Annotated in this window: 23 protein-coding genes; 15 read left to right on the top strand and 8 right to left on the bottom strand. The window is 66.3% G+C overall.

The window, feature by feature from the left end:
- Positions 1 to 32 precede the first annotated feature (32 nt).
- Positions 33 to 947, top strand: coding sequence for an amino acid ABC transporter substrate-binding protein (locus tag K2O51_RS01435; RefSeq protein ID WP_041680159.1), 915 nt, complete (start codon positions 33 to 35; stop codon positions 945 to 947).
- Positions 948 to 1141: 194 nt separating this feature from the next.
- Positions 1142 to 1444, top strand: coding sequence for a hypothetical protein (locus K2O51_RS01440; protein WP_011300105.1), 303 nt, complete (start codon positions 1142 to 1144; stop codon positions 1442 to 1444).
- 78 nt (positions 1445 to 1522) lie between these two features.
- On the opposite strand, the gene K2O51_RS01445 is transcribed toward K2O51_RS01440, so the two are convergent.
- The gene (locus tag K2O51_RS01445; RefSeq protein ID WP_140950151.1) at positions 1523 to 2404 is read right to left on the bottom strand and encodes a hypothetical protein; all 882 of its coding nucleotides are present in this window, start codon (positions 2402 to 2404) and stop codon (positions 1523 to 1525) included.
- Positions 2405 to 2566: 162 nt separating this feature from the next.
- On the opposite strand from K2O51_RS01445, the gene K2O51_RS01450 reads away from it, so the two are divergent.
- The 8 genes from K2O51_RS01450 (at position 2567) to K2O51_RS01485 (ending at position 10714) form a co-directional block, all read left to right on the top strand.
- Positions 2567 to 3127, top strand: a complete 561-nt coding sequence (locus tag K2O51_RS01450) for an HdeD family acid-resistance protein (protein ID WP_011300103.1) — start codon at positions 2567 to 2569, stop codon at positions 3125 to 3127.
- Between the two features lie 420 nt (positions 3128 to 3547).
- On the top strand, positions 3548 to 5269 hold the full coding sequence (locus K2O51_RS01455) for a glycosyltransferase family 39 protein (RefSeq protein WP_140950150.1): 1722 nt from the start codon (positions 3548 to 3550) through the stop codon (positions 5267 to 5269).
- Positions 5270 to 5279: 10 nt separating this feature from the next.
- Positions 5280 to 5651, top strand: coding sequence for a DMT family transporter (locus K2O51_RS01460; RefSeq protein WP_011300101.1), 372 nt, complete (start codon positions 5280 to 5282; stop codon positions 5649 to 5651).
- Positions 5652 to 5694: 43 nt separating this feature from the next.
- Positions 5695 to 6870, top strand: coding sequence for a DegT/DnrJ/EryC1/StrS family aminotransferase (locus K2O51_RS01465; RefSeq protein WP_011300100.1), 1176 nt, complete (start codon positions 5695 to 5697; stop codon positions 6868 to 6870).
- Entirely contained in the window at positions 6849 to 7826 is a 978-nt protein-coding gene (locus K2O51_RS01470; protein ID WP_011300099.1) for a glycosyltransferase, read from the top strand. The genes K2O51_RS01465 and K2O51_RS01470 overlap by 22 nt, the downstream gene beginning before the upstream one ends.
- Positions 7826 to 8761 carry a formyltransferase gene (locus K2O51_RS01475; RefSeq protein WP_140950163.1) on the top strand — a complete coding sequence of 312 codons (936 nt, stop codon included), beginning with the start codon at positions 7826 to 7828 and terminating at the stop codon, positions 8759 to 8761. The genes K2O51_RS01470 and K2O51_RS01475 overlap by 1 nt, the downstream gene beginning before the upstream one ends.
- Positions 8758 to 9810, top strand: a complete 1053-nt coding sequence (locus tag K2O51_RS01480; protein WP_011300097.1) for a bifunctional UDP-4-keto-pentose/UDP-xylose synthase — start codon at positions 8758 to 8760, stop codon at positions 9808 to 9810. Before K2O51_RS01475 ends, K2O51_RS01480 begins: the two co-directional genes overlap by 4 nt.
- 10 nt (positions 9811 to 9820) lie before the next feature.
- The gene (locus K2O51_RS01485) at positions 9821 to 10714 is read left to right on the top strand and encodes a polysaccharide deacetylase family protein (RefSeq protein WP_140950221.1); all 894 of its coding nucleotides are present in this window, start codon (positions 9821 to 9823) and stop codon (positions 10712 to 10714) included.
- A gap of 52 nt (positions 10715 to 10766) precedes the next feature.
- On the opposite strand, the gene K2O51_RS01490 is transcribed toward K2O51_RS01485, so the two are convergent.
- Positions 10767 to 13118, bottom strand: a complete 2352-nt coding sequence (locus K2O51_RS01490) for a heavy metal translocating P-type ATPase (protein ID WP_220630389.1) — start codon at positions 13116 to 13118, stop codon at positions 10767 to 10769.
- 149 nt (positions 13119 to 13267) lie between these two features.
- Between K2O51_RS01490 and czcI the strand changes: the two genes are divergently transcribed.
- The 4 genes from czcI to K2O51_RS01510 all read left to right on the top strand — a co-directional run bounded on the left by czcI (position 13268) and on the right by K2O51_RS01510 (position 19578).
- The gene (gene czcI / locus K2O51_RS01495; RefSeq protein WP_220630390.1) at positions 13268 to 13639 is read left to right on the top strand and encodes a cation efflux protein, CzcI family; all 372 of its coding nucleotides are present in this window, start codon (positions 13268 to 13270) and stop codon (positions 13637 to 13639) included.
- 171 nt (positions 13640 to 13810) lie between these two features.
- The gene (locus tag K2O51_RS01500) at positions 13811 to 15091 is read left to right on the top strand and encodes a TolC family protein (protein ID WP_220630391.1); all 1281 of its coding nucleotides are present in this window, start codon (positions 13811 to 13813) and stop codon (positions 15089 to 15091) included.
- A gap of 19 nt (positions 15092 to 15110) precedes the next feature.
- Positions 15111 to 16334 carry an efflux RND transporter periplasmic adaptor subunit gene (locus tag K2O51_RS01505; RefSeq protein ID WP_220630392.1) on the top strand — a complete coding sequence of 408 codons (1224 nt, stop codon included), beginning with the start codon at positions 15111 to 15113 and terminating at the stop codon, positions 16332 to 16334.
- Positions 16335 to 16350: 16 nt separating this feature from the next.
- Positions 16351 to 19578, top strand: a complete 3228-nt coding sequence (locus K2O51_RS01510; RefSeq protein WP_220630393.1) for a CusA/CzcA family heavy metal efflux RND transporter — start codon at positions 16351 to 16353, stop codon at positions 19576 to 19578.
- On the opposite strand, the gene K2O51_RS01515 is transcribed toward K2O51_RS01510, so the two are convergent.
- From K2O51_RS01515 to K2O51_RS01525, 3 genes are all read right to left on the bottom strand, one after another.
- A complete protein-coding gene (locus tag K2O51_RS01515) occupies positions 19575 to 20078 on the bottom strand; it encodes a GAF domain-containing protein (RefSeq protein WP_140953339.1) in 504 nt (167 codons plus the stop codon). The genes K2O51_RS01510 and K2O51_RS01515 overlap by 4 nt on opposite strands.
- Positions 20075 to 21046, bottom strand: coding sequence for a Bug family tripartite tricarboxylate transporter substrate binding protein (locus K2O51_RS01520; protein WP_041680158.1), 972 nt, complete (start codon positions 21044 to 21046; stop codon positions 20075 to 20077). The genes K2O51_RS01515 and K2O51_RS01520 overlap by 4 nt, the downstream gene beginning before the upstream one ends.
- A gap of 82 nt (positions 21047 to 21128) precedes the next feature.
- Entirely contained in the window at positions 21129 to 22958 is a 1830-nt protein-coding gene (locus tag K2O51_RS01525) for a gamma-glutamyltransferase family protein (RefSeq protein WP_220630394.1), read from the bottom strand.
- A 115-nt stretch (positions 22959 to 23073) separates the two neighbouring features.
- Here K2O51_RS01525 and K2O51_RS01530 point away from each other — a divergent pair, with 115 nt between their 5' ends.
- The gene (locus K2O51_RS01530; protein WP_011300087.1) at positions 23074 to 24021 is read left to right on the top strand and encodes a LysR family transcriptional regulator; all 948 of its coding nucleotides are present in this window, start codon (positions 23074 to 23076) and stop codon (positions 24019 to 24021) included.
- A gap of 73 nt (positions 24022 to 24094) precedes the next feature.
- On the opposite strand, the gene K2O51_RS01535 is transcribed toward K2O51_RS01530, so the two are convergent.
- From K2O51_RS01535 to K2O51_RS01545, 3 genes are all read right to left on the bottom strand, one after another.
- Positions 24095 to 24502: a VOC family protein gene (locus K2O51_RS01535; protein ID WP_011300086.1), complete on the bottom strand. Its 408-nt coding sequence runs from the start codon at positions 24500 to 24502 to the stop codon at positions 24095 to 24097.
- Between the two features lie 107 nt (positions 24503 to 24609).
- A complete protein-coding gene (locus K2O51_RS01540) occupies positions 24610 to 26052 on the bottom strand; it encodes a heavy metal sensor histidine kinase (protein WP_011300085.1) in 1443 nt (480 codons plus the stop codon).
- The gene (locus K2O51_RS01545) at positions 26052 to 26741 is read right to left on the bottom strand and encodes a heavy metal response regulator transcription factor (protein WP_011300084.1); all 690 of its coding nucleotides are present in this window, start codon (positions 26739 to 26741) and stop codon (positions 26052 to 26054) included. The genes K2O51_RS01540 and K2O51_RS01545 overlap by 1 nt, the downstream gene beginning before the upstream one ends.
- Positions 26742 to 26802 lie beyond the last annotated feature (61 nt).

Consider the following 26802-nt stretch of genomic DNA (forward strand, 5'->3'; position numbering starts at 1 on the left):
CAACCGGCGTCATGACGCCTCGCCCGTTTCCTATGCCGTCCTTCCGCCTTACCGCCTCCAACCTGTTCCGCCCGTTGACCGCGCTACTGCTAGCCGTGGCCACGCTGTCTCCGCTTGGCGCCCGCGCGCAAAGCCCGGTGCTGGACAAGATCCGCGACAGCGGCACCATCGTGCTCGGTTATCGTGAATCCGCGCTGCCGTTCTCGTTTGCCGATGACAAGGGCCAGCCGGCCGGCTATGCCGTCGACCTGTGCCTGCGCGTGGCCGAGGCCGCCCGCCAGAAGCTTGGCCTGAAGGACATCAAGGTTCGCTGGCTGCCGCTCACGCCGCAGAACCGCTTCCCGGCCGTGGTCAACGGCCTGGTCGACCTCGACTGCGCGCCGAACACGAACTCGCTGGAACGGCAAAAGCAGGTGGCGTTCAGCGTGTCGCACTATGTTTCCACCGTACGCATGCTGGTGCGCGCAGATTCCGGCATCCAGTCGTTCGAAGACCTGCGCGGCAAGACCGTCGTCACCAGCGCCGGCTCAACAGGCGACCGCCATGTGCGCCGCTTGAAGCAGCAATACGGCTATCGGGACGTCTACGCCAAGGACCACGGCGAATCGTTCCTGCTGCTCGAATCGGGCCGCGCACAGGCCTTCGTCATGGACGACGTGCTGCTCGCCGGCCTGCGCGCCCGCGCCAAGGATCCGTCGCAGTTCGTGATCGTCGGCCCTGCACTTTCGACGGAACAAAACGCACTGATGATGTCGAAGGCGGACCCGGAGTGGAAACGGTTCGTCGACCAGACACTGGCCGGCACATTTGCGGGCACGGGCATCACGACCCTGCAGAAGCACTGGTTCCAGCAGCCTATTGGCAGCCGCAAGATCAATCTCGCGCTGCTGCCGTCGAACCAGGTCCGGGACGCCTGGAAGCATCCGTCCGACGTCGCCTCGGAGTGATTTGAACGCAACAATCGCAATCAGATTGATGCGGCAATCCATGATTTCCATGAGGCCTACTGCCGGGTAGGCCCCCAGTTGACAGCCTGGCGAGTGCTTGGCGACACTGAAACTGGTTGCTCCGCGAACGGGGCGGCCGCGAACAATCAACCGCCCGATGGGGCGGTATAACCAGGCAGGACTCAGGAGAAATCATGAACAAGTTCGTTGCGATCGCAATCGCGCTCGCACTGGGCACGGCTGCTGTGGCCGCCCAGGCGCAGACCGGCGGCAAGAAGTTCGACCCGTACACCCAGGGTGCCAAGTCGGGTCAGAAGTTCGACCCGTACTCCGAAGGTGCCAAGAGCGGCGACAAGTTCGATCCGTACAGCCAGGGCGCAAACAAGAGCACCCGCAGCGACCTGACCGACGCCTCCGCTCCGGAAGCCAAGAAGTCGACCAAGTCGAAGTCCAAGAAGAGCAAGAAAAAGGCAGCTTCGGCGCCGGCCGCCAGCTGATACTGGTAAGCCCAATGACAAAGCCCGCGCCATGGCGCGGGCTTTGTCATTGTTGGTGAGGCGGCATCGCGAATACGCTTACGGCGCCTTCGTGTCCAACTCCATCGCCGTCACATCAATGCGCTGCACCTTGCCGTCCTGCTTGACTTCCGTGCGCAACACGAAAGCCTCCGCGGGACAGTACCAGTCGGTAATCTGCATCACGGAAGGCTCGACCTGCACGACCTCTTCGCCGACCAGCAGCGGTCCCAGCGACGTGCGCTTTTCATAAGTGATCGGCAGGCATTCCCTGCGGCCGAGCACGGTATCGATCATCTGACGGCGGCCCACCTGGCGCGAACTGATGTTGATCGACGCATGCAACGCGCGCATGGTGCCCACCACCTGATCCGAACCCAGCGGATAGATCTTCAGCGACAGGCTGGATTCGAACGTTTCACCATCCAGCGTGCTGCCTTCGCGCAGGTTCAGGCCGGCATAGTTGAAGACGCCTTTGCCCTTGAAGGCGGCCTCGCCGTACATGCGGGCGTAGCGCGCGCGGGCATTGATGATGGCGTGCTGGCTTTCGATGCTGGTTTCTTCGGCGGGGGTGCGCCGGTCAATGTTGACCATGTGCACCTGGTCCATGACCACCGGTGGTCCCATCAATGCCGACATGGCGGACTTTGACATGACCTCGAGTTGCGCGCGGCAACCCGACGGGCTGCGTCCGACGTTGCGCAGCGTCATGGTGATCGACATCGGCAACGCGCCGTCGCCCTCCATCTGCACTTGCGAGCCAGAGCGGAACCACGGCGCGTCGCAGATGACGGCGCCAGCCGGCATGGCCCGGGACGCAGCTGGCGCTGCGGTACCCTGGCGAGACTCGGCTGGCTCCTCACCCCAGGCGACTCCACTCGCGAGCAATGCCAGGGCGGCGACCGGGGCGTTTCGCAGGTAGTGCTGCGCCTTTGTCTTCACATGAATCCCTGTCTAGAATGGTCTTGCGTCCCCCACTGGCACCCGCCCGGGCCGGTCCGCAACCGCTGCGCTCTTTAAATTAGCGTGTTTCCCGCGTGCTGTCTCGTCGGGTTTTTCGGATGCCGCCACCGGCTGGCATTCCGGTACCTTGCAGGAGATCCCATGCTTCAGTACTACGCGAAATTATGGTGGGTGATCGCACTGCGCGGCATGCTCGCGCTGGTTTTCGGCATCTGCGCGTTTTTCGCGCCGATCGCCACGCTGGCGGCGCTGATCCTTATCTTCGGCGCATTCGCCGCCGCCGACGGGCTGATGGCGCTGCTGATGGCGATCTCCGGCAAGGAACGCGAGACCAGCGACCGCTGGGTCCTGGCATTGCAAGGCCTGCTCGGCCTCGGCGTGGGCGCGCTTACCCTGCTGAGCCCGACGATCACTGCGCTGTCACTGCTGATCTATATTGCCGCCTGGTCCCTGGCCACCGGTGTGCTGCAGATCGTCGCGGCGGTGCGGCTACGCAAGGAAATCCCTAATGAATGGTGGCTGATCCTTGCCGGACTGGTAAGCATCGCTTTCGCGTTCCTCGTTTTGTGGAAGCCGCTGGCCGGTGCGCTGGCCGTGCTGTGGATGATCGGCTCCTGGGCGATCGTGTGCGGCATCCTGCTCCTCGGCGTCGCGCTGCGCCTGCGCAGTGCCAAACCAGTGACCGTCACCCAACCTGCCTGACGTCGCGTCTGTCCGGGCGCAAGGGTTCGTTCCGGGCATTCCGGGGGTCCACATACCCCGGAAAGGCAGGATGAGCCCCAGCCCGTGCTACCATTGCCCGCCCGTGAGAGGGACGGGGTCCGCGCAGCGGGAAAAGATACGTTTGAATCACAAATTTTTCCTGCCACAGGCCTTCAGCGGTGGCTTGTCCACCGGGAAGCGTTCGCAAACGTTGTGACGGCTTCCCGCCATGTCCGGCCGCATGCAGTCAGGCCGGAATGCCGGAACGGCCCTCGCCCGGGACATGTTGGATGGAGCCGATTCCAGGCCAGCCCCGCGCATGACCGGCACAGCCCGTGATGCGCCGGGGCGGCGCTGGCCGGCTCCCTGTCGCGCCAAGCGGCGCAAGCCATTCATCCGTCGACATTTCCAGGGAGTTCTATGCGTAGTTCCTCGACCTCGCGCTATGCCGGGCTGTCAGTTGGCGTTATCGCCCTGATCAGTCTGGGCATCCTGCTGGTCTGGTTCGGCACGCTCGACATGCGGCACCTGCTGCGCTCGGACGAAGGCCGCTACGCGGAAATTGCCCGCGAGATGTTTGTCACCGGCGACTGGGTCACGATCCGCTACCAGGCGCTCAAGTACTTCGAGAAGCCGCCTTTCCACCTGTGGGCGACCGCGCTGTCCTATACGCTGTTTGGCATTGGCGACTGGCAGGCGCGGCTCTGCGTGGCGCTGTCCGGGGCAATCGGCCTGCTGGTTTCCGTGCTCGCCGCGCACCGCTGGTTCGGCGCACGCGCTGCCGTGCTCACCGGATTCGTGATGGTCGCTGCACCGATGTGGAACGTGGCCGCGCATTTCAATTCGCTGGATATGACGCTGTCCGGCGCCATGGCCTGCGTGCTTGCCTTCATGCTGCTCGCGCAGCATCCCCACGCCACACCGGCGGCGCGCCGCAACTGGATGCTGGCGTGCTGGGTGGCCATGGGCGTCGCCGTCCTGACCAAAGGCCTGGTCGGTATCGCGCTGCCCGGCCTTGTGCTCGTCGTCTACACGCTCGTCACGCGGGATTTCGGCCTGTGGCTTCGCCTGCATCTGGTGTCCGGCATCGTGCTGATGCTCGTGGTCACGGTGCCATGGTTCTGGCTGGTGTCGGAACGCAATCCCGAATTCCTGAACTTCTTCTTCATCCACGAACACTGGCAGCGTTACACCTCGACGGTGCATTCGCGCAAGGGTCCGCTGTGGTTCTTCGTGCCGTTGCTGGTGGCGGGCTTCCTGCCGTGGCTGGGCGCATTCCCGGGCATGTGGCAAGCGGTGCGCGAACGCGCAGGCGTGGAGCGCGGCAGCGTCGCGCGGCCATTCCAGCCGGCGCTGCTTGCTGCGATCTGGGCCATTGCGATCTTCGTGTTCTTCAGCCTGTCGGGCTCGAAGCTGCCAGGCTATATCGTGCCGATCTTCCCGGCGCTGGGCATCCTGGCCGGCGTGGCACTCGACACCGCGACGGAACGCTCATGGCGGCGCCAGGTGAACTTCATGCTGGTCCTGGGCGTGCTCGGCCTGCTCGCCACGCCTTATGTGGCAACCCTCGACAAGCCCAGCACGCCAAACGTGGTCTATCGCGAGTTCGCGCTGTGGGTAGGCCTGGCCTTCGCCTGCATGCTGGCTGGCGCGTTGCTTGCACGGCACCTGCTGCGCACGCGTGGGGTATTTGCAAGCGTCGTCGCCTATGCTGTGGCCATGTTCCTGTGCGCGACACTTGCCTTCCGCGGGCATGAAGCCATGGGGCGTCCCGCTTCCGGCGCTGACCTGGTTCCTGCGATCAACGCGGTGCTGACGCCCGATATGCCGATTTACAGCGTGCGGCTGCTCGATCACACCCTGCCGTTCTACCTTCGCCGCACCGTCATCCTCGTCGAGCACCCCGACGAACTGGAGTTCGGTGTGGGCCAGGAGCCGCAGAAATGGATTCCCACCGTCGATGCCTTTGCCGAACGCTGGAGACAAGGCCCGCACGCCATTGCCATGATGTCGGCCGAGACGTTCGCCGACCTGACGGCGCGCGGCGTCCCGATGTTCACCATCGGCCAGGACAAGCGTCGCATCGTCGTGGCAAATTTCCCGCTGCCGGCAACCGCCCGGCCTCAATCTTCGAAGGACTGAACCCGGCGCCATGACGCTATCGACTTTCGCTTTCATCTTCACCGGCGTGCTGCTCAATGCCGCCGCGCAACTGCTGCTCAAGGCCGGCGTCAACGCCGTCGGCGCCATCACGATCGAACGGAGCACACTACTGCTCACGGCACTGCGCGTGCTGACGCAGTGGCCCGTGCTCGCCGGGCTGACCTTGTACGTGGTCAGCGTTGGCGTGTGGATCGTCGGCCTCTCGCGCGTCGATGTATCGATCGCCTATCCGATGCTGTCGCTCGGCTATGTCGTCAATGCGCTCGCCGCGTGGTGGCTGTTCGGCGAGATGATCGGGCCGCTGCGCGTGTTCGGCATCCTGCTGATCCTGGCCGGCGTGTTCCTGATCGCGCGCTCGTGATCCGGCGCCCCTTTATGCTGCATACCTACTGGCAAGCTACCCGATGACCGCTACCGCCGCTTCCGAATTCCTTCCCTTCGTCCGGCCCGAGATCGACGCGGACACCATTGCCGAAGTCGGCAAGGTGCTGGCATCCGGCTGGATCACCTCCGGCCCGAAGATGCAGGCGTTCGAGGACGCCCTGTCCCAGCTCTTTGGCGGACGCCCCGTGCGCACCTTCGCCAATGGCTCGGCCACGATGGAAATCGCGCTGCGGATCGCGGACATCGGCCCCGGCGATGAAGTCATCACCACGCCGATCACGTGGGTCGCCACCGCGAACGTGGTGCTCGCCGTGGGCGCGAAGCCCGTGTTCGTCGACATCGACCCGCGCACGCGCAATATCGACCTCGACGCCGTGGAAGCGGCCATCACGCCGCGTACGCGCGCCATCATGCCGGTGTACCTGTCTGGCCTGCCGGTCGACATGGACCGCCTCTATGCGATCGCCACCAAATACAATCTGCGCGTGATCGAAGATGCCGCGCAGGCCATCGATTCGCGCTGGCAAGGCAAGCGCATCGGCGCCTTTGGCGACCTGGTCAGCTTCAGCTTCCAGGCCAACAAGAACATCACCAGCGTCGAGGGCGGCTGCCTGGTGATGAACACGCCGGAAGAAGCCGTGCGCGCCGAACGCCTGCGCCTGCAGGGCGTGATCCGCTCGGGCATGGACGGCATGGACGTCGAAGAGCCCGGTGGCAAGTTCAACCTGACCGACGTGAATGCCGCGATCGGCCTCGCGCAGCTCGCAAAGCTCGACGCCATCACCGCGCGCCGCGCCGCACTGGCCGAGACCTATTTCCGATGCGCCGCCGACGCGGGGCTGGCCGAACTCGGCATTGAACTGCCCCAGCCGCTGGACCCGCAGCAAGCCACGACCAACTGGCACATGTTCCAGGTCGTGCTGCCCACGGAGCGCCTCGAAGGCGGCCCGCAGCAGGCTCGCCAGAACGTGATGCAGGCCATGCGCGAGCGCGGCATCGGCACCGGCGTGCACTATCCCCCGATTCACCTTTTCACCTACTACCGTTCCCTTGGCTGGCGCGCTGGCATGCTGCCGCACGCCGAACGCATCGGTCGCGGCATCGTCACGCTGCCGCTGTTCCCCGCCATGCAAGCCGCCGATGTGGAACGGGTCTGCGCAACTCTCAGCGAAACATGCAAACGTCTCTCCAAATGAGCCCGGTCGAGGTTTCGGTCGTCATTCCGGTCTACAACGAAGAAGACGGGCTGCAAGCCCTGTTCGATCGTCTGTATCCGGCGCTCGATGGCCTTGGTGACTCGTACGAGGTCATTTTCATCAATGACGGCAGCGTCGACCGCTCGGCGGCCATGCTCGCCGCGCAGTTCCACAAGCGCCCGGACGTGACCCGGGTGGTGCTGTTCAACGGCAATTTCGGCCAGCACATGGCCATCCTGGCCGGCTTCGAGCACACGCGCGGCAAGATCGTGATCACGCTGGACGCAGACCTGCAGAACCCACCCGAGGAAATCCCGCGTCTCGTGCAGACCATGCGCGAAGGCCATGACTACGTCGGCACGATCCGCCGCCAGCGCAACGACACGGCGTTTCGCCGCTATGCGTCGCGCGCCATGAATGGCCTGCGCGAGCGGATCACGAAGATCCGCATGACGGACCAGGGCTGCATGCTGCGCGCGTATGACCGCAATGTGGTCGACACGATCAACGCCTGCCGCGAGGTCAACACGTTCATTCCCGCGCTGGCCTACACGTTTGCGTCGAGCCCGGTGGAAATCGAAGTCGGCCACGAGCAGCGTCATGCCGGCGAGTCGAAGTACTCGCTGTACCAGCTCATCCGCCTGAACTTCGACCTGGTGACCGGTTTCTCGATCGTTCCGCTGCAATGGTTCTCGGCCATCGGTACGGTACTGTCGCTGTTGTCCGGCGTGCTGTTCGTGGTGCTGCTGATGCGCCGGTTCCTGTTCGGCTCGGAAGTGCAGGGTGTGTTCACCCTGTTCGCCATGAACTTCTTCCTGATCGGCATCCTGCTGTTCGGCCTGGGCCTGCTCGGCGAATACGTGGGCCGCATCTACCAGGAAGTGCGCGACCGGCCGCGCTACCGTATCAAGGCCGTCCTTGAGGCGGAGCCTTCCCGCCACCGGACGGAGGCATGATGCGCGCAGTCGTCTTTGGCTACCACAACGTCGGCGACCGCTGCCTGCGCGTGCTGCACGCGCGCGGCGTCGATGTGGCGCTGGTCGTCACGCACCGTGACCGCGCTGACGAGAACATCTGGTTCCGCCGCGTGGCGGATACGGCTACGGAACTCGGCATCCCGTTTATCTACGGCGAAGACCCGGCCGATCCGGCGATTGCCCAGGCCGTGCGCGACGCGAGCCCCGACGTGATCTTCTCGTTCTACTACCGCTCGATGATCCCGGCGAGCGTGCTGGCGCTGGCCCCACAAGGCGCCTTCAACATGCACGGCTCGCTGTTGCCTAAGTACCGCGGCCGCGTGCCGGTGAACTGGGCCGTGCTGCATGGCGAAACGGAAACCGGCGCCACGCTGCATGCGATGGAAGCCAAACCGGACGCCGGCTACATCGTGGACCAGACCGCGGTGCCCATTCTGCCGGACGACACGGCCGGCGAAGTCTTCGAGAAAGTCACCGTGGCCGCCGAGCAGACGCTGTGGCGCGCGCTGCCGGCCATGATGGCAGGCAACACGCCGCAACATCCGAACGTGCTGGCACAAGGCAGCTACTTCTCGGGTCGCCGTCCCGAGGATGGCCGCGTCGACTGGAGCCGCCCCGCGGCCGAGGTCTACAACCTGATCCGCGCGGTGGCGCCGCCCTACCCCGGCGCGTTCACCGACATCGCCGGCCAGCGCTTCGTCGTTGCGCAGGCGCGCCGCCCGCTGTCCGCCCCGGCGCTGCCGACCGGCTGGCGCCCCGGCCTGCACGTGAGCCAGGGCCAGATCATCGGCCTGTGCGGCGACGGCGGCCAGGTGCGCATCGACACTCTGCTTAATGCCGCGACATCCGCGCCGGTCACCGCGCAAGCGCTGGCACCCATTCTTACCGAACAGTCCAACGAGGAAAACCGATGAAAAAGGTCCTGATTCTTGGCGTCAACGGCTTCATCGGCCACCACTTGACGCGCCGCATCCTGGAAACGACGTCGTGGGAGGTCTACGGCATGGACATGTCGTCCGACCGCCTCGGTGACCTCGTCGACCATCCGCGCATGCACTTCTTTGAAGGTGACATCACCATCAACAAGGAGTGGATCGAGTACAACATCCGCAAGTGCGACGTGGTGCTGCCGCTGGTGGCCATCGCCACGCCCGCGACCTACGTGCGCCAGCCGCTGCGCGTGTTCGAGCTCGACTTCGAGGCGAACCTGCCGATCGTGCGCGCCGCCGTGAAGTACGGCAAGCACCTGGTGTTCCCGTCGACCTCCGAGGTCTACGGCATGTGCGCCGACGACGAATTCGATCCCGAGTCGTCGCCGCTGATCTACGGTCCGATCAACAAGCCGCGCTGGATCTACGCCTGCTCCAAGCAGCTCATGGATCGCGTGATCCACGCTTACGGCATGGAGCAAGGCCTGAACTACACGCTGTTCCGCCCGTTCAACTGGATCGGTGCGGGACTCGACTCGATCTTCGAATCGAAGGAAGGTTCGTCGCGCGTGGTCACGCAGTTCCTCGGCCACATCGTGCGCGGCGAGCCGATCAAGCTCGTCGACGGCGGCGAGCAGAAGCGTGCGTTTGCCGATATCTCGGACGGCATCTCGGCGCTGATGCGCATCATCGAGAACCCGAACGGCATCGCCACGGGCAAGATCTTCAATATCGGCAACCCGTCGAACATCCACTCGGTGCGCGAGCTCGCCGAGATGATGCTGAAGATGGCCGCCGACTATCCCGAATACGCCGAGGAAGCGCGCAAGACGCAAATCGTCGAGACCTCGTCGGGCGACTTCTACGGCAAGGGCTACCAGGACGTGCAGCACCGCGTGCCGAAGATCGACAACACCATGCAGGAACTCGGCTGGAAGCCCGAGGTGACGATGGAACAGGCGCTGCGCCGGATCTTCGAGGCGTATCGCGAGAAGGTCGTCGAGGCCCGCACGCTGGTCGACGGCGACAACTGAGTACGGACCCATGGCCAGAATCGCCCTCAAGGTCGACGTCGACACGCTGCGCGGTACGCGCGAAGGCGTGCCGACGCTGTTGTCCATGCTGGACGCGGTGCAGGCGCAGGCTACCTTCCTGTACAGCCTGGGACCGGACCACACCGGCTGGGCGCTGCGCCGGGTGTTCCGGCCGGGTTTCCTCAAGAAGGTGTCGCGCACGTCGGTGGTCTCCAACTATGGCCTGCGCACGCTGATGTACGGCGTGCTACTGCCGGGGCCGGACATCGGCCGCAAGGCCGCTGCCGAGATGCGCGCGGCGCGTACGGCCGGACATGAATGCGGCATCCACACGTGGGACCATGTCTACTGGCAGGACAACGTGCGCCAGCGCGACCCGGCGTGGACGCGCCGGCAGATGCAGAACGCATTCGACCGCTACGTCGATATCTTCGGGGAGGCACCGCCCACGCATGGCGCGGCGGGCTGGCAGATGAACGACGAGGCGTTCCGCCAGATCGACGACTGGGGCATGGCCTATGCGTCCGACGGACGCGGCACGGCGCCGTATATCCCGGCCGTCGGTGGCGTGGCGTGCCGTCACGTGCAGATGCCCACGACGCTGCCTACGCTAGATGAAATGATCGGCGTGGACGGCCTCACCGAGGACAACGTCCATGAGGCCGTGCTGCGGCTCACGGAAGCCAACGTTGGCGACCACGTCTTCACGCTGCATACGGAGCTGGAAGGCGGCAAGCTCGCGCCCGTGTTCCGCCGCCTGCTGCAGGGCTGGCGCGCGCAGGGGCATGAGCTGGTGTCGATGGCCACGTACTACCGGCATATCGACCGCGACACGCTGCCGACGTTGCCGGTGACGTGGGGGTCGATCGAGGGACGCAGCGGCGAGCTGATCATCCAGCCCTGAGCATCACCGCCCGGCCGGGCGCGCCTGGCGCCCGGCTTGTTCCCATTGGCCGCTACCGCCGCGCCAGCCGCAGCCCGTTGAACACCACCAGCAGGCTCGCGCCCATATCGGCGAATACCGCCATCCACATCGTCCCCATCCCGGCCAGGGTCAGCGCGAGAAACACGGCCTTGATGCCGAGCGCCAGCGTGATGTTCTGCCACAGGATGCGCGACGTGCTCCGCGACAGCCGCACGAATGCGGGAATCTTGCGCAGGTCGTCGTCCATCAGCGCCACGTCGGCGGTTTCAATCGCGGTATCGGTGCCCGCGGCGCCCATCGCAAAGCCGATGTCCGCACGCGCGAGCGCCGGGGCGTCGTTGATGCCGTCGCCCACCATGCCGACCTTGCCACGCGCGGCATGCGTGTCGGCGGCCAGCGTGCCGATGGCGTCCGCCTTGTCCTGCGGCAACTGGTTGCCCCGCGCCTCGTCAATGCCGACCTGTGCGCCGATTGCCTGCGCCGTATGCGGGTTGTCTCCGGACAGCATGATGGTCTTCACGCCAAGCGCGTGCAGTTCGGCAATGGCCTGCCGGCTGGTGTCGCGCACGGTATCGGCCACGGCGAACATGGCCAGCGCTGCTGCCGCGCCGTCCTTGCCGAGGCGGGCCAGCAGCACCGCGGTCTTGCCCTGACGCTCAAGCGCCTCCAGACGATCTTCCAGCGCGGGCGAGCATGCGCCCATGTCGTGGATCAGGCGGTGGTTGCCCAGGCAGTAGTCGTCGCCATCAATACGGCCGCGCGTGCCGCGACCGGCCAGCGCCTCGAACTCCGTGACGTCAAGCAACGCGATGCCGTCGGCCTGCGCCGCCGTGGCCACGGCCTTCGACACCGGATGATCGGAACGTGCGGCAAGGCTCGCGGCAATCGCGCGTGCGCGGGGCGCATCCTCCACGAGCATCGCGTAATCGGTCTGCGCAGGCTTGCCGTGCGTGATGGTGCCGGTCTTATCGAGTGCGACCCATGACAGGTCCTTGCCCTGCTCCAGGTACACCCCGCCCTTGATCAGGATGCCTCGCCGCGCGGCCGCCGCAAGGCCGCTGACGATGGTCACCGGCGTGGAAATCACGAGCGCGCACGGGCACGCGATCACCAGCAGCACCAGCGCCTTGTAGATCCAGTCGACCCACGATGCGCCCGTCACCAGCGGCGGCACCACCGCCACTGCCAGCGCGATGGCGAACACCGTTGGTGTATAGATGCGCGCGAACTGGTCGACAAAGCGCTGCGTCGGCGCGCGGCTGGCCTGCGCGGCCTCGACCGCGTGGATGATGCGGGCCAGCGTGGAATCGTTGGCCGGCGCCGTGACCTCGTATTCAATCTCGCCCGACTGGTTGATCGAGCCTGCGAACAGCGCGTCGCCAACGCCCTTGTCGACCGGCACGCTTTCGCCGGTGATGGGCGCCTGGTCCAGCGCCGACTGCCCGCGCACCACGCGCCCGTCCAGGGCCACGCGCTCGCCGGGGCGCAATCGGACCACTGCGCCCACCGCCACGCCGGCGGCGGGCACGCCAGCCCAGGTGCCATCCAACTGACGGACGGTCGCCTGCTCAGGCGCCATTGCCATCAGGCCACGGATCGCGTTGCGCGCGCGATCCAGCGACGCGGCCTCGATGCGTTCGGCCAGCGCGAACAGCACCATGACCATGGCCGCCTCCGGCCATTCGCGCAAAACCAGTGCGCCGGTCACGGCAATGCTCATCAGCGCGTTGATGTTCAGGTTGGCGTTGCGCAGCGCGATCCAGCCCTTGCGGTAGGTCGTCAGCCCGCCGAGCGCCACCGCAGCAATGGCGAGCAAGGCCGGCAACCACGTATTGCCGAGTCCCGCCCATTCGGTGACTTCGGCGCCGATCGCCGCCACGCCCGCGAGCGCCAGCGGCCACCACGGCTTGTGTTCTGCGGCGGGCAGCGGCGCTGCCTGTTCCGGGACGAGGGGCTCGGCCTTCATACCGAGGCTCGCAATGGCATTCACCACGGACTCGGTCGACGCCAGCGTGTGATGCACGGTCAGCACGCGCTGCATCAAGTTGAAATCGAGCGCCGCCACGCCGGCCATGCCGCCGAGCTTGTTGCGGATCAGCGTCTCCTCGGTGGGGCAGTCCATCGCGTCGATGCGATAGCTGGCCGAACCCGCGCCGGCCGGGATGGCTACGTAAGCTGCAGGCGCGACGCTGATCGTCGTACTGCATGCGCTGCCACAGCAGGCTGGCGCTTGCGGCGCATGGTCGTGATGATCGTGGCCGTGATCATGATCGTGGCCATGGTGGTGGCCATGGTCGTCGCGGGTACGCGCGTGATCGTGGCCGCAGCCTTCGCTGCGAACGTGTTCGTGTGGCAATGCGTGTTCAGGTGTCGTGCGAGCCATTTCTTCTTTCCCGCTGGTTTGACTTGATGCCATTGAAGACCCTGTAGCCGCTACAGAGTCAAGCCTCACGCCGGGAAGACCGTGCCTGCGTCAGGGTGACGCACGGTACGCTTGCCAGCCAGCCGAGGCGCGCCGCTATAATCCCCGCCATGCGCCGCCTGCTGATCCTTCTCTTCGCCGTCATGCTGCCGCTCCAGTTCACCTGGGCGAGTGCGGCTGCGTACTGCGAGCATGGGCGCGAGCAACAGCGCCAGCAGGAAACCGGCGCCGCGCCAGTCTGGCACTTCGGCCACCACACGCATGAGCATGAGGCCGGCGCCGCCCACGGCAAGTCCGGCACCAAGCTGCCCGATGTCGATTGCGCCGTCTGCCACTTCGCTGGCTCGCAGGTCATGCTGCCGGCCGAGACGCAACCCGCGTCCTATCACTTCATCACCGTGCGCTACCGCGTGCTGCCCGTGCACTACGCGTCAGTGACCGCGCGCACACCGGATCGCCCCCAGTGGCTGCCCCTGGCGTAATCCGCCGGTTCGGGGCCATGGCCTACTCCCTTCCTTTGCCACGCCTGTCCTGAGCGGACAGGTTACGGCGTCCCGGATCGACGGATCTCGCGGCGTGATTGCCGTCGGGGCGCGCACGCGCTTCTGACGCGGTCTCGCCAGTGTTCCTGGTCTTCGATCCGGTGATACCCGATGAAACATGTAGTGATACCGCTGGGGCTGGCTGTCGTCTTGCTCGGCCCCGTTGCGCATGCCGCCACCGATGCGGCCATGCCGCCCGTCTTGCAGGACCAGCGCCCTGCACAACCACACGACGCCTCGGAGACGCAGGGCGTGCTGACTCTCGATACCGCGCTGGCGCTTGCCGTCGCCCGCAGCCCCACCCTTTCGGCTGCCCGACGGGAGCTCGATGCCACCGAAGGCGGCATCACGCAAGCGCGCACGATCCCCAATCCGTCCGTCGGCTATGAGATGGAAGACACGCGGCGCGCATCGCGTACGACCACCGCGCAAGTGAGCGTGCCGATCGAACTCGGCGGCAAACGCTCCGCTCGCATCGACGCCGCGCAGAAGGCGCGCGAGCTCGCCAGTGCACAGCTCGGCAATGCCGAGTCGGACCTGCGCGCCGCCGTGATTGGCGCGTTTTTCCAGGTGCTGGTGGCGCAAGAACGTGTCAGCCTGGCCGAGAGTTCGGTCGGCATCGCCACGCGCGGCACGCAGGCCGCGGCAAGGCGCGTGGCGGCCGGCAAGGTCTCGCCCGTGGAGCAGACCCGCGCCGAGGTCGAACAGGCCAATGCCGAACTCGAACTGGCCGAGGCGCGCGCCACGCTCGACGCGGCCCGCCAGCAGCTGGCCGCCCAGTGGGGCAGCCAGCTGCCGGTGTTTGCGTCGGCAAGCGGCGACCTGGAGGCACTGCCGTCGCGGCCCCTGCCCAATGTCCTCGATGAAGCGCTCGATACCGCCCCGGAGATGCGCGCGAGCCAGAGCGAAATGGCACGGCGCCAGGCGATAGTCAACGTAGAACGCAGCCGCCAGTACCCCGACGTGACCGTGAGTGTCGGCGCCAAGCGCGAATATTCGTCGGACCGCGGGTACTACCCGGTGCTCGGCGTCTCGCTTCCATTGCCGCTGTTCGACCGCAACCAGGGCAACCTGTACACGGCGATCCGGCAGGCCGACAAGGCCGCCGACGAATCGCGCGCCACGCGCGTACGGCTGGCCAGTGACCTGCGCCAGGCCTCGAACCAGCTCGCGCTGTCTCGCAATAGCGCGCTGACCTTACGCCAGACCGTGCTGCCTGCCGCGCAGCGTGCGTACCAGGCCGCGTCGCAAGGATTCGAAGCTGGCAAGTTCGCCTATCTCGAAGTGCTGGACGCCCAGCGCACGCTGCTGCAGGCACGCGTGCGCTATCTCGGGGCCGTGGCCGCGACCTACCAGGCCGCCACGACCATCGACCGCATGCTCGGCCGCTGAGCGGCTACCAAGGATTCCCATGGCAATCACCAAGACCCAACGCAACGCGATCGTTGCCATCATCGGCGGTGGCGTGCTGGCTGGCGCCGCACTACTCTTCAGCGGCCGTGGTCCCGGCGACGACCACGATCACGGCGAACACGCCGCGGAGCCGCGCAGCAACGAAAGTGGAAAGGAAGACAAGGCCACCGCATCGGCCAAAGACGCGCATGCCGCCGACCGCATCGCCATGACGCCCGAGCAGATCCGCAACGCCGGACTGGAATTGCACACAGCCGGCCCCGGCCGCGTGCAGGCCGCCGTGCAGTTTCCCGGCGAAATCCGCTTCAATGAAGACCGCACCGCCCACGTCGTGCCGCGCGTGGCCGGCGTAGCGGAGTCCGTGCCGGCCGTGCTGGGCCAGCGCGTGAAGAAGGGAGAACTGCTTGCGGTACTGGCCAGTACACAGCTTTCGGATCAGCGCAGCGAACTGCTGGCTGCGCAGAAGCGGCTGGAACTCGCCCGCACGACCTATACGCGCGAGAAGCGCCTGTGGGAGGACAAGATCTCGGCCGAACAGGATTTTCTGGCCGCGCGCACCGCGCTGCAGGAAGCCGAAATCGCCGTGCAGAACGCGACCCAGAAGCTCACCGCAATCGGCGCCCGGCCGGCGTCGGCCGGACTCAACAAGTTCGAGTTGCGCGCGCCGTTCGACGGCATCGTCGTCGAAAAGCACCTCGCACTCGGCGAAGCGGTAGCGGCGGACACGACCGTCTTTACGATTTCCGATCTCGCCACCGTGTGGGCTGAGTTCGTGATCGCGCCGAAGGACCTGAGCCAGGTACGGCTCGGCGAGAAAGTCAGCATCGCTTCCACCGCGTTCGACGGCACTGCCACGGGCACCGTGTCCTACGTGGGCTCGCTGCTCGGCCAGCAGACACGCACCGCGACCGCGCGCGTAACGCTGTCGAACCCGGACATGGCATGGCGCCCCGGCCTCTTCGTTACGGTCAGCGTGGCCGGACAGGGAACCGAAGTCCCCGTCGTCGTCGAAAGCGAAGCCGTGCAGACTGAACGCAGCCAGCCAATGGTCTATGTCGAGGTCCCCGGCGGCTTTGAGGCGCGCCCGGTCGCCACGGGACGCAGCGACGGCAAACGGATCGAGATCGTCAAGGGGCTGGAGCCAGGCGCACGCTACGTCGCGCGCAACAGTTTCGTGCTGAAGGCCGAGCAAGGCAAGGCCGACGCCGAGCACGCCCACTGATCCGCAGGAGCTGACCATGTTCGAACGCATCATCCGCTTTGCCATCGAGCAGCGCTGGCTGGTCCTGCTGGCAGTGCTTGGCATAGCGCTGCTGGGCCTCTACAGCTACAGCCGCCTGCCGATCGACGCCGTGCCCGACATCACCAATGTGCAGGTGCAGATCAATACCGAGGCGCCCGGCTATTCGCCGCTGGAAACCGAGCAGCGCGTCACCTACCCGATCGAGACCGCCATGGCGGGCCTGCCCGGTCTGGAGCAGACACGCTCGCTGTCGCGCTATGGGCTGTCGCAGGTCACCGTGATCTTCAAGGACGGCACCGACATCTACTTCGCGCGCCAGCTTGTCAACCAGCGCGTGCAGGAAGCACGCGAAAAGCTGCCCGAAGGCATGACACCGCAGCTCGGCCCGATCTCGACCGGTCTCGGCGAAATCTACCTGTGGACCGTCGAAGCCGAAGACAGCGCGCGCAAGCCTGACGGCACGCGCTACACGCCAACCGACCTGCGCGAGATCCAGGACTGGATCATCAAGCCGCAACTGCGCACCGTCGCGGGTGTGACGGAGATCAACACCATCGGCGGCTTTGCGCGCGAGTACCTGGTCGCACCAAGTCCCGAACGCATGGCCTCCTATGGCTTGAGCCTGCAGGATGTGGTGCTGGCATTGGAGAAAAACAACAGCAACGTAGGCGCGGGCTATATCGAACGGCGCGGGGAGCAGTATCTGGTGCGCGCACCGGGACAGGTCACCTCCATGGACGATATCCGCGACGTGATCGTCGGCACCGCGCAGGGCCAACCCATCCGCATCCGCGATCTGGCCGAAGTGGGCGTCGGCCGTGAGCTGCGCACCGGCGCGGCCACTGACAATGGCCGCGAAGTGGTGCTCGGCACGGTCTTCATGCTGATCGGCGAGAACAGCCGCGCGGTGTCGCGGGCGGTAGACGTCCGCATGGCCGAGATCAACCGCACGCTCCCCGAGGGCGTACGCGCGGTGACCGTGTACGACCGAACCATACTGGTCGACAAGGCCATCGCCACGGTGAAGAAAAACCTGCTCGAAGGCGCGGCCCTGGTCGTGGCAGTGCTGTTCCTGTTCCTCGGCAACATCCGCGCGGCGGTCATCACCGCACTGGTGATCCCGCTGTCGATGCTGTTCACGTTCACCGGCATGGCCACGTACCGCATCAGCGCGAACCTGATGAGCCTGGGTGCGCTGGACTTCGGCATCATCGTCGACGGTGCGGTGGTCATCGTCGAAAACTGCGTGCGGCGCCTTGCCCATGCGCAGCAGCACCACGGCCGGCCGCTCACGCGCAGCGAACGCCTGCACGAGGTGTTTGCGGCCGCCCGCGAAGCCCGCCGTCCGCTGGTGTTCGGGCAGCTGATCATCATGATCGTCTACGTGCCGATCCTTGCGCTGTCCGGCGTCGAAGGCAAGATGTTCCATCCGATGGCGATCACAGTAGTACTGGCACTTGCCGGCGCGATGTTGCTGTCGGTGACCTTCGTTCCCGCAGCCGTGGCCCTGTTCATCGGCGACCGTGTCGCGGAGAAGGAAAACCGCCTGATGGAGTGGGCCCGCAAGCTGTATGCGCCGGCACTGGCCCGTTCCGTAGCGAATACGCCGGTGGTGCTGACCTTTGCCGCGGTCGCGGTGGTGCTGAGCGGACTGGTCTCAACGCGGCTCGGCAGCGAGTTCATCCCGAACCTCAATGAAGGCGACATCGCCGTGCAGGCGCTGCGCATACCGGGCACGAGCCTGAGCCAGTCGGTGGCCATGCAACAGCAGATCGAAACGCGACTCAAAGAGAAATTCCCTGAGATCGAACGCGTGTTCTCGCGCACGGGCACTGCAGAGATCGCCGCCGATCCGATGCCGCCCAATGCATCGGATGCCTACATCATGCTGCGGCCGCGCGGCGAATGGCCGGACCCGCGCAAGACACGCGACGAACTGCTTGTCCAGATGCAAGCGGAACTCGAGAAGATCCCCGGCAACCGCTATGAGTTCTCGCAGCCCATCCAGCTTCGCTTCAACGAGCTGATCTCGGGCGTACGAAGCGATGTCGCGGTCAAGCTGTTCGGCGACGACAACGCGATGCTCGAAGCCACGGCGCAGAAGATTGCGTCCGCGCTGCAGTCGGTGCCGGGCGCCGCGGAGGTCAAGGTGGAGCAGACGACGGGCCTGCCTGTGCTGACCGTCGCCATCGATCGCGCACGCGCGGCACGGTACGGTCTGAACATGACGGACGTACAGGACACCGTCGCCATTGCCATCGGCGGTCGCGATGCCGGCACGCTGTTCGAAGGCGACCGCCGCTTCCGCATCGCCGTGCGCCTGCCCGAAGATGTCCGTGCGGACGTGGATGCATTGCGCCGCCTGCCGATCCCCTTGCCGCCCGATGCCCGCCGCCCCGCCGCAGCCAATGGCGTGCGTACGACATCGAGCGACACCGCGCCACGCACCAGTTACATCCCGCTGGGCGAGATCGCCACGCTCGACATTGCGCCGGGACCCAACCAGGTCTCTCGCGAGAACGGCAAGCGCCGCATCGTGATCAGCGCCAACGTGCGCGGGCGCGATGTCGGCAGCTTCGTGCCCGAGGCACAGTCAGCCATCGCCGAACGCGTGACGATTCCCACTGGCTACTGGATCGCGTGGGGCGGCACATTCGAGCAGTTGCAGTCGGCCACCGACCGTCTGCAGATCGTGGTGCCGCTCGCGCTGCTGATGGTATTCGTGCTGCTGTTCGCGATGTTCGGCAACCTGAAGGACGGCTTGCTCGTGTTCACCGGCATTCCGTTCGCGCTCACGGGCGGCATTCTGGCGCTGTGGCTACGCGGCATTCCGCTGTCGATCTCGGCAGCGGTCGGCTTCATTGCGCTGTCAGGTGTGGCGGTGCTCAACGGACTGGTGATGCTGTCATTCATCCGCAGCCTGCGCGAAGAAGGACTCGCACTCGACGACGCCGTGCAGACCGGTGCGCTGAGCCGGCTGCGGCCGGTGCTGATGACGGCGCTGGTGGCGTCCCTTGGCTTTATCCCGATGGCAATCGCCACAGGCACGGGCGCGGAGGTGCAGCGGCCGCTGGCGACGGTGGTGATTGGTGGGATCGTGTCGTCGACAGCGCTCACGCTGCTGGTGTTGCCGGTGTTGTACCGGCTCGCGCACCGGCGCGATGAGCCGATGGCTCCCGGTGAGGACGTGCGCGAGGCGCTTGCGCAGGAGCCCCTGCGCTAGGCGCGAACCGCCGGTAATGCCAGATTGGCCAGGACGCGCAGCGTAGCGATTTCGCGCGCGTCCCAGGCAGCCCGATCGGACAGGTAGTTGAACGTGCCGAAGACGCGCCCGGCCCTGCACATGGGCACGTTGACGACGGCCGTGCAGCCGAGCGAGCGGATCAGTGCGACGTCGTCGAAGACAGCCGCCAGCGCAGCATCGCCCTCGCCTACGAACACTTCTCCGGCTTCGAGCAATTGCCGCCGCCACGGGCTGTCGGGCTTGGACTTCTTACCACCCGGCGGATAGGCGGCGGGATTCGACGACCAGATCCGCTCGATTTCCGCCGTGCCCGCATGCCATGCATTGATCGTCAGCAGGCCTGGCCCCAGCAGCCGTAGCGTGGCCTGGCCTACCGCATCGAGCGTTTCCAGCGGGCTGGCCGCACGCTCCAGGTCATCGCACAGTCCATTGGTGGCGACGAGCACCTCTGCAATGTGGTCAATGGCAGCGCTCATCATTCCGCCTGGATGCCGAGTTCGCGGATGAGCTTGCCGTAACGGTCCGCATCCTTGCGCAGGATGGTGCCGAACTGCTGCGGCGTGGATGTAGCGGTCTCTACGCCGATCGCATTCATCTTGCTCTTGACCTCGGGCAGCGACATCACTGCGTTGATTTCGCGGTTCAGGCGCGCGACCAGCTCGGCGGGCATGCCCTTCGGGCCGAACGCGCCATACCAGACAGCCAGTTCATAGCCCGGCACAGTTTCGGCGACCGTCGGGGTGTCGGGCAGCAGCGGCGAGCGCTTCGCCTCCGTAACCGCCAGCAACCGCAGCTTGCCGGCCTTTACGTGCGGCAGCGTCTGGGTGCCGGCCGAGAACAGCAATTGCGTCTGGCCCGCAACGGTGTCGACGACGGCCGGAGCGCCGCCCTTGTACGGCACGTGGAGCATCTGCACGCCGGCCATGCGCTCGAACAGCACCGCGCTCAGGTGATTGGTCGAGCCCGGGCCCGCGCTCGCATAGGCCAGCTTGCCGGGGTTGGCCTTAGCGTAAGCAATCAGTTCCTTCACGTTTTTCGCGGGCACCGACGGATGCACCACCATCGTGTTGGTCACATAGGCGAGCAGGCCGAGCGGCGTGAAATCCTCGACGCCGCGGAACGGCATATTGGCCATCAGCGCAGGGTTCATGGCATGCGTGCTCATCGAGCCGACCAGCAGCGTGTAGCCATCCGGCTTGGCGCGCGCCACCATCGCGGAGCCGATATTGCCCGACGCGCCCGGCTTGTTGTCGACGATGACCGGCTGGCCGAGGGAGCGCGTCAGGTGCTCGGACAGCACCCGAGCCAGGATGTCGGTCGAGCCGCCCGCGGCCCACGGGACGATCAGCGTCACGGGCTTCTGCGGATAGGGATCTGCGGCATGCGCGGTGGCGCATAGCGCCAGCGCGGCAACACCGCACAGCAGTCGTTTCACAATGGATTTCATGGTCTTGCTCTCCTCAATCCTCAATCGCGCGCGAGCCAACGTGCAGCTGCCCGCGCCCTTTTCTGTTGATGAATGACCGGATTCAGCGCCCGACGGCATAGCCCTGCATGCCGCGTGCATTGGCACCGGCCCGCAGCACCAGCCGCCCGTGCGCGTCGCGCTCGCGCGTGCACGCAGACATGCGCCCTTCGGACCATGGATCGCCCACGCGGACGTCATGGCCGCGATCGCGCAATGCGGCAAGGGTGGCCTCGGGGAAGCGGGATTCCATCGTGATCCGGTTGAGCACGGTCTGGCGCGGCCAGAACGAGCCCGGGAAATGGTCGATATGCCAGGCGGGCGCATCGATGGCCTCCTGCAGGTTCATGCCATGCACCGCATGGCGCAGGAAAAACGCGAGCGACCACTGGTCCTGCTGGTCGCCGCCGGGCGTGCCGAACACCATGTACGGTTCGCCATCGCGCAGCGCGAGCGAAGGCGACAGCGTCGTGCACGGGCGCTTGCCCGGTTCGAGCGAATTCGGCAGGCCCGGCTCGAGCCACGTCATCTGCAGGCGCGTGTTGAGCGCGAAGCCCAGCGCCGGGATGGTCGGGCTCGACGACAGCCAGCCGCCGGACGGCGTGGCGGCCACCATATTGCCGTGCCGGTCGATCACGTCCACATGGCAGGTATCGCCGACGAACAGTTCGCGCTCCGCCCATTCGGACACCGGCGGCAGTTCGGCAAACGTCGGCTCGCCGACGCCGAAGCGCACATCGGCGCGCTGCAGCGTGCGCACCGCCGCTTCCAGGTCGGGCAGCCGCGGCGTCGCGCCGCCCGGCATGCCGGCGTCGATCGCGCGCGAGGCGCGTTCGCCGATGCGCTGCGCACGGCCGGCCAGATAATCGCCATCGAGCAGCGCGGCAAGCGGGCTGGCGTCGAAGCGGGGGTCGCCGTACCACGCGAGCCGGTCCGCCATGGCCAGCTTGCAAGCCTCGGCAATGCGGTGCACGAATTCCGCCGAGTCCGGCGCGTGCTGTTCGAGTTGCGCTTGCCGCAGCATGCCGAGCTGCTGCAGGAACACCGGGCCCTGGCTCCAGATATCGCACTTGGCAACGGTGTAGCGGCCGAAGTCAAGCGTCACGGGCGCTTCCACGTCGGGCTGCCATGCGGCCATGTCCTCGTAGCGAAGCAGGCCCGCATGCTTGTCGCCGGTGGTGTCCCGCACTGGCGTGTTGCGGCAATAGTTGTCGATCTCGCGGGCCACGAAGCCTCGGTACCAGCAGTCCATGGCAGCGTCGATCTGTCCTTCGCGCGTCTGGCTGCGCTGTTGCGCTTCCTCGACGATGCGCGTGTAGGTGGCCGCCAGCACCGGCAGCGTGTGCAGGCTGCCCGGGCGCGGCACCTTGCCGCCCGGCAGCCAGGTCTCTGCAGAGCTATGCCATTCATCGCGGAACAGCGCCTGCACGGCCAGAATCGCGCGAGAGATGCGGGGCACCAGCGGAAATCCGTCACGCGCATACCCGATGGCCGGCGCCAGCACGTCAGCGAGCGACCACGTGCCGTGCTCGCGCAGCATGGTCAGCCAGGCCCCAAAGGCGCCCGGCACCGTGGCCGGCATCAGGCCGATGCCGGGCATCATCTCAAGCCCCATGGCGCGCAACTGCGCCGGATCCGCCAGCGCCGGCGCGGCGCCCTGCCCGCAGACCGAACGTACGCGGCGCTCGCGTTCGCTCCAGTACAGGATCGGCACTTCGCCACCGGGACCGTTCAGGTGCGGCTCCACCACTTGCAGCACAAAGCCGGCCGCAGCAGCGGCGTCGAAGGCATTGCCGCCCCGCTCCAGCACGCCCATCGCTGTCTGCGTGGCCAGCCAGTGGGTCGAGGCCGCCACGCCAAAAGTGCCGACGATTTCCGGGCGGGTAGTGAACATGAATAGGGCTCCAAAGGTTCAAGCCAGTATAGGAGCATGAAATAACCGCAATGACGTCTTTGGTTATCATTGCATTACCGATTGGTTATACGACTTCGCTGCGCCCCTGCCCCCTATGTCCATTGCTTCCGACAAACTGGTCCATCGCGTCATATCGCGGCTGCGCCTGCGGCACATGCCGCTGCTGCTGGCGCTGGAACAGCAGCGGTCGGTATCGCGCGTCGCCGCGGAAATGAACCTGTCGCAGCCCGCTGTCACCAAGATGCTGCGCGAAATCGAAGACATCTTCACGGTGCCGCTGTTCACGCGTACGCGGCAAGGGCTTGAGCCGACCCCAACCGGCCTGAGCGTGCTCGCGCACGCGCGCCTGGCGCTGGCCGACGCGGACGCGCTTAGCCGCGAACTGGCCGTAATCGAGGCCGGGTTGTCCGGACGCCTGCGCCTTGGCGTGATCCCGTACATCGCGCGGCCAGTGCTCGATGCCGCCTGCACGTTCGGGCTGGGGCGCTCGCCTCGCATCTCGGTGCTGGTGCGCGAAGGCACCACGGATGAACTGGTGGCCGCGCTGCGTGCCCACGAACTCGACTGCGTAATCGCGCGTACGTTTTACGTGCCCGGCGAAGACATCGCGCAACGGCCGCTCTACCGCGAAGAGCCGGTGCTGGTCGTGCCAAGCAAGGTGGCGACGCGGCTGTCAGGCAGCGCCCTGGACTGGGGCCGGCTGGCCGAGCGCGACTGGATCCTGCCGCCGCCCAATACGCCGATCCGGCGCACCATCAACACCATGTTCGCGGTGGCCGGCGTGGCCCAGCCCACGCCAATCGTCGAAACGTACTCGATCAAGACCATGGCTACCGTGATGCGTAGCCATCTGGGCGCCATCACCATCGTGCCCAGAGGCGTTGCCGCCGAACTGGTCGAAGCCGAGGGCGCGACGATGCTGCCGCATCCGCTGAGCTGGGACTTGCCGCCGGTGGGCGTGATGTGGCGAAGGGAATCCGGCGAGGATGAGAAGATCGCGGCGCTCGTGGCCAGCGTGGCCGCGGTGGGGGGACGCGTCTAGTCCGCTCGCTTCTCCACTCTCCCTGAAGCGAGAGAGCGGAGCCGGCCATCAATGATCCGGCATCGGCAACGACTCAATGCTCGCAATTCACCATCCAGCTCATGCCGAATCGATCCACTAGCATGCCGAAACCGGCAGCCCAGAAGGTCTTCTGGTAAGGCAGCACCACCTGTCCGCCTTCCGACAGCGCCTGGAAAATCTGCGCGCCTTCGGCCTCGCTAACCGCACCGACCGACAGGCTGAATCCTGAAAATGCGGGCGCCGGAATGCCCGGCCTGCCGTCGGACGCCATGATCTGGGTCTCGCCGATCTGGATGTTGGCGTGCATGACCTTTTCCCGCCATGCCGGATCCACCGGCTGGTCGGGGGGAGCGTCCTTGTACCGCATAACGAAGGTCACCGTGGCGCCGACCGCCTTGCCGTAGAACGCCACCGCTTCGTCGAAGCGACCGCCAAAGTCCAGATAAGGTTGCACCTGCATGTCCTGCTCCTTGCAAGAGATGGAACGACCAAGTTGGCCCCGGCCGCAACGGACCGGGATGCCCGCAAGATAGGCCTCGTACGGCGACTTGGCAAGCCGCCATGGATTCAGGCGACTGCGTGGGGACGCGGGTCGCCACCAGCGGGGAACAGCAGCGAAAACACGGTCTCGCCGTCGCTGCTGCTGACGAGCGCCCGCCCGCCGTGCAGGCGCATGATGGAATCGACGATGGCCAGTCCCAGCCCCGTGGATGCCGCGGAATTGCGCCGCGACGGATCGGCACGGTAGAAGCGGCCGAAGATGTGCGGCAAGACCTCGGGGGCGATGGCCGGGCCCGCATTGACCACGCGGATGCACGTGCCATCGCCCGCTTCGCCAACTTCGCCGGCGCGCCGCGCGATGTCCACGCGTACCGTGCTGCCAGCAGGGGCATGGCGCAGGGCATTGTCGAGCAGGTTCGTGACGGCACGACGCAGTAGCGTCTGGTCCGCGTGGATGCTTGCATCGCCCGCCACCGACAGGCGCACGTTGCGGTCGGCGGCCACGGCCTCGAAATACTCGGCTACCTTGTCGAGCTCCGCGCGCGCATCCAGCCCACGCACGCCCATGGCGACCTGGGCGTGGTCGGCACGCGCGAGGAACAGCATGTTTTCGATCATGCGCGACAGGCGCTCGTATTCCTCGAGATTGGATTCGAGCAATGCCTCGTACTCCGCCACGCTGCGGCTCTGCGCGAGCGTGACTTCGGTCTGGCCGACAAGATTGCTGATGGGCGTGCGGAAGTCGTGCGCAAGGTCCGCCGAGAACGCGGACAGCCGCGAGAAGCTGTCCTGCAGGCGCGCCAGCATGCCGTTGAGTTCGCGCGCCAGTTCGCGCAGTTCGGCCGGCGCGCTGCCGGCATCGAGACGCGTGGCAAGGCGGCTCGTGGTCACCGCCGCCGCATCGGCCGCCATGCGGCGCAGCGGTCGCAGCCCGCGCCGTGCGAGCACAAAGCCGAGCGCCGCCGCGACTGCCGCACCACACAGCGTGGCCGCAAGCAACCGATGACGGTACTCGCGCATCAGCGCCACGCGGTAACCGGCGTCGCGCAGCACCACGATCTCGACCGAGCGGCCGGTGTCGCCAAGCTGGCCAAGCGCCGCAATGGCCGGCGACTGCGCCCCGCTCTTCGGCCGCCAGGCTTCCAGCATCGACTTGTGCGGCTGCGTGGTGACCGGCAGCACGTGCAGCGGCGGAATGGCTTCGTTGCGCGGATTGAGCGTGACCAACGGATCGCCCTGCGGCGTGCGCACGACCAGGATCAGGCCTTCATGGCCCATGGCGATGTCCGCAAAGCGATGCGTGTCGGCGCGGACCTCGTCTTCGTTGCGCACCTCGCGCAGCAGATGGCGCACGAGCAGCACCTCGCTGACCAGCTCACTTTCGTCACGGCCCTGCAACTGCGCCGACAGTGCGCTCGACAGGTATGCGGCAACGCCCGCCAGGATCGCGGCAGTCGCCAGTCCATATGCGAGCGTCAGGCGCGCGGTAAGCGACGATGGCAACCGCATCACGCGTCGCCCAGTCCGGGCTCGCCATCATCGAGCACGTAGCCCATGCCGCGCCGCGTGTGGATCAGCTTGTGGTCGAACGGATCGTCGACCTTCGCGCGTAGCCTCCGGATGGAGACATCGACCACATTGGTGTTGCTGTCGAAGTTCACGTCCCACACCTGCGAGGCGATCAGCGAGCGCGACAGCACCTCGCCGCGGCGCCGTGCGAGCAGGTAGAGCAGCGCGAATTCCTTCGATGTGAGGTCGATCTTCTGGCCCGAGCGCGACACGCGCCGGCGGATTGCGTCGATCTGCAAATCGGCGACTTCGATGAACTCGCTCTCGCGCAGCGGCCCGCGGCGCAGGATGGTGCGGATGCGCATGACCAGCTCGGCAAACGCGAATGGCTTGACCATGTAGTCGTCGGCGCCAAGCTCCAGTCCCTTCAACCGGTCCTGCAGTTCATCGCGCGCGGTCAGGAACAGCACCGGCGTATCACGTTCGCGGCGCAGTTCACGCAGCACGCTCCAGCCGTCCATGCCGGGCAGCATCACGTCGAGCACGATGAGGTCATAAGGCTGCTCGCGCGCATGGGCCAGACCGTCGACACCGTCGCGCGCAAGGTCGACCACAAAGCCGGATTCGGTCAGCCCCTTGAGCAGGTAATCGCCCGCTTTCGGCTCGTCTTCGACAATCAGGATGCGCATTCAGGACCTCTCAGGCGGGCCCCATTGCGCCGCCAGGGCATAACGCTAGCGGAGTCTGGCG

This window comes from Cupriavidus pinatubonensis, from assembly GCF_019602855.1.
Classification (GTDB): domain Bacteria; phylum Pseudomonadota; class Gammaproteobacteria; order Burkholderiales; family Burkholderiaceae; genus Cupriavidus; species Cupriavidus pinatubonensis.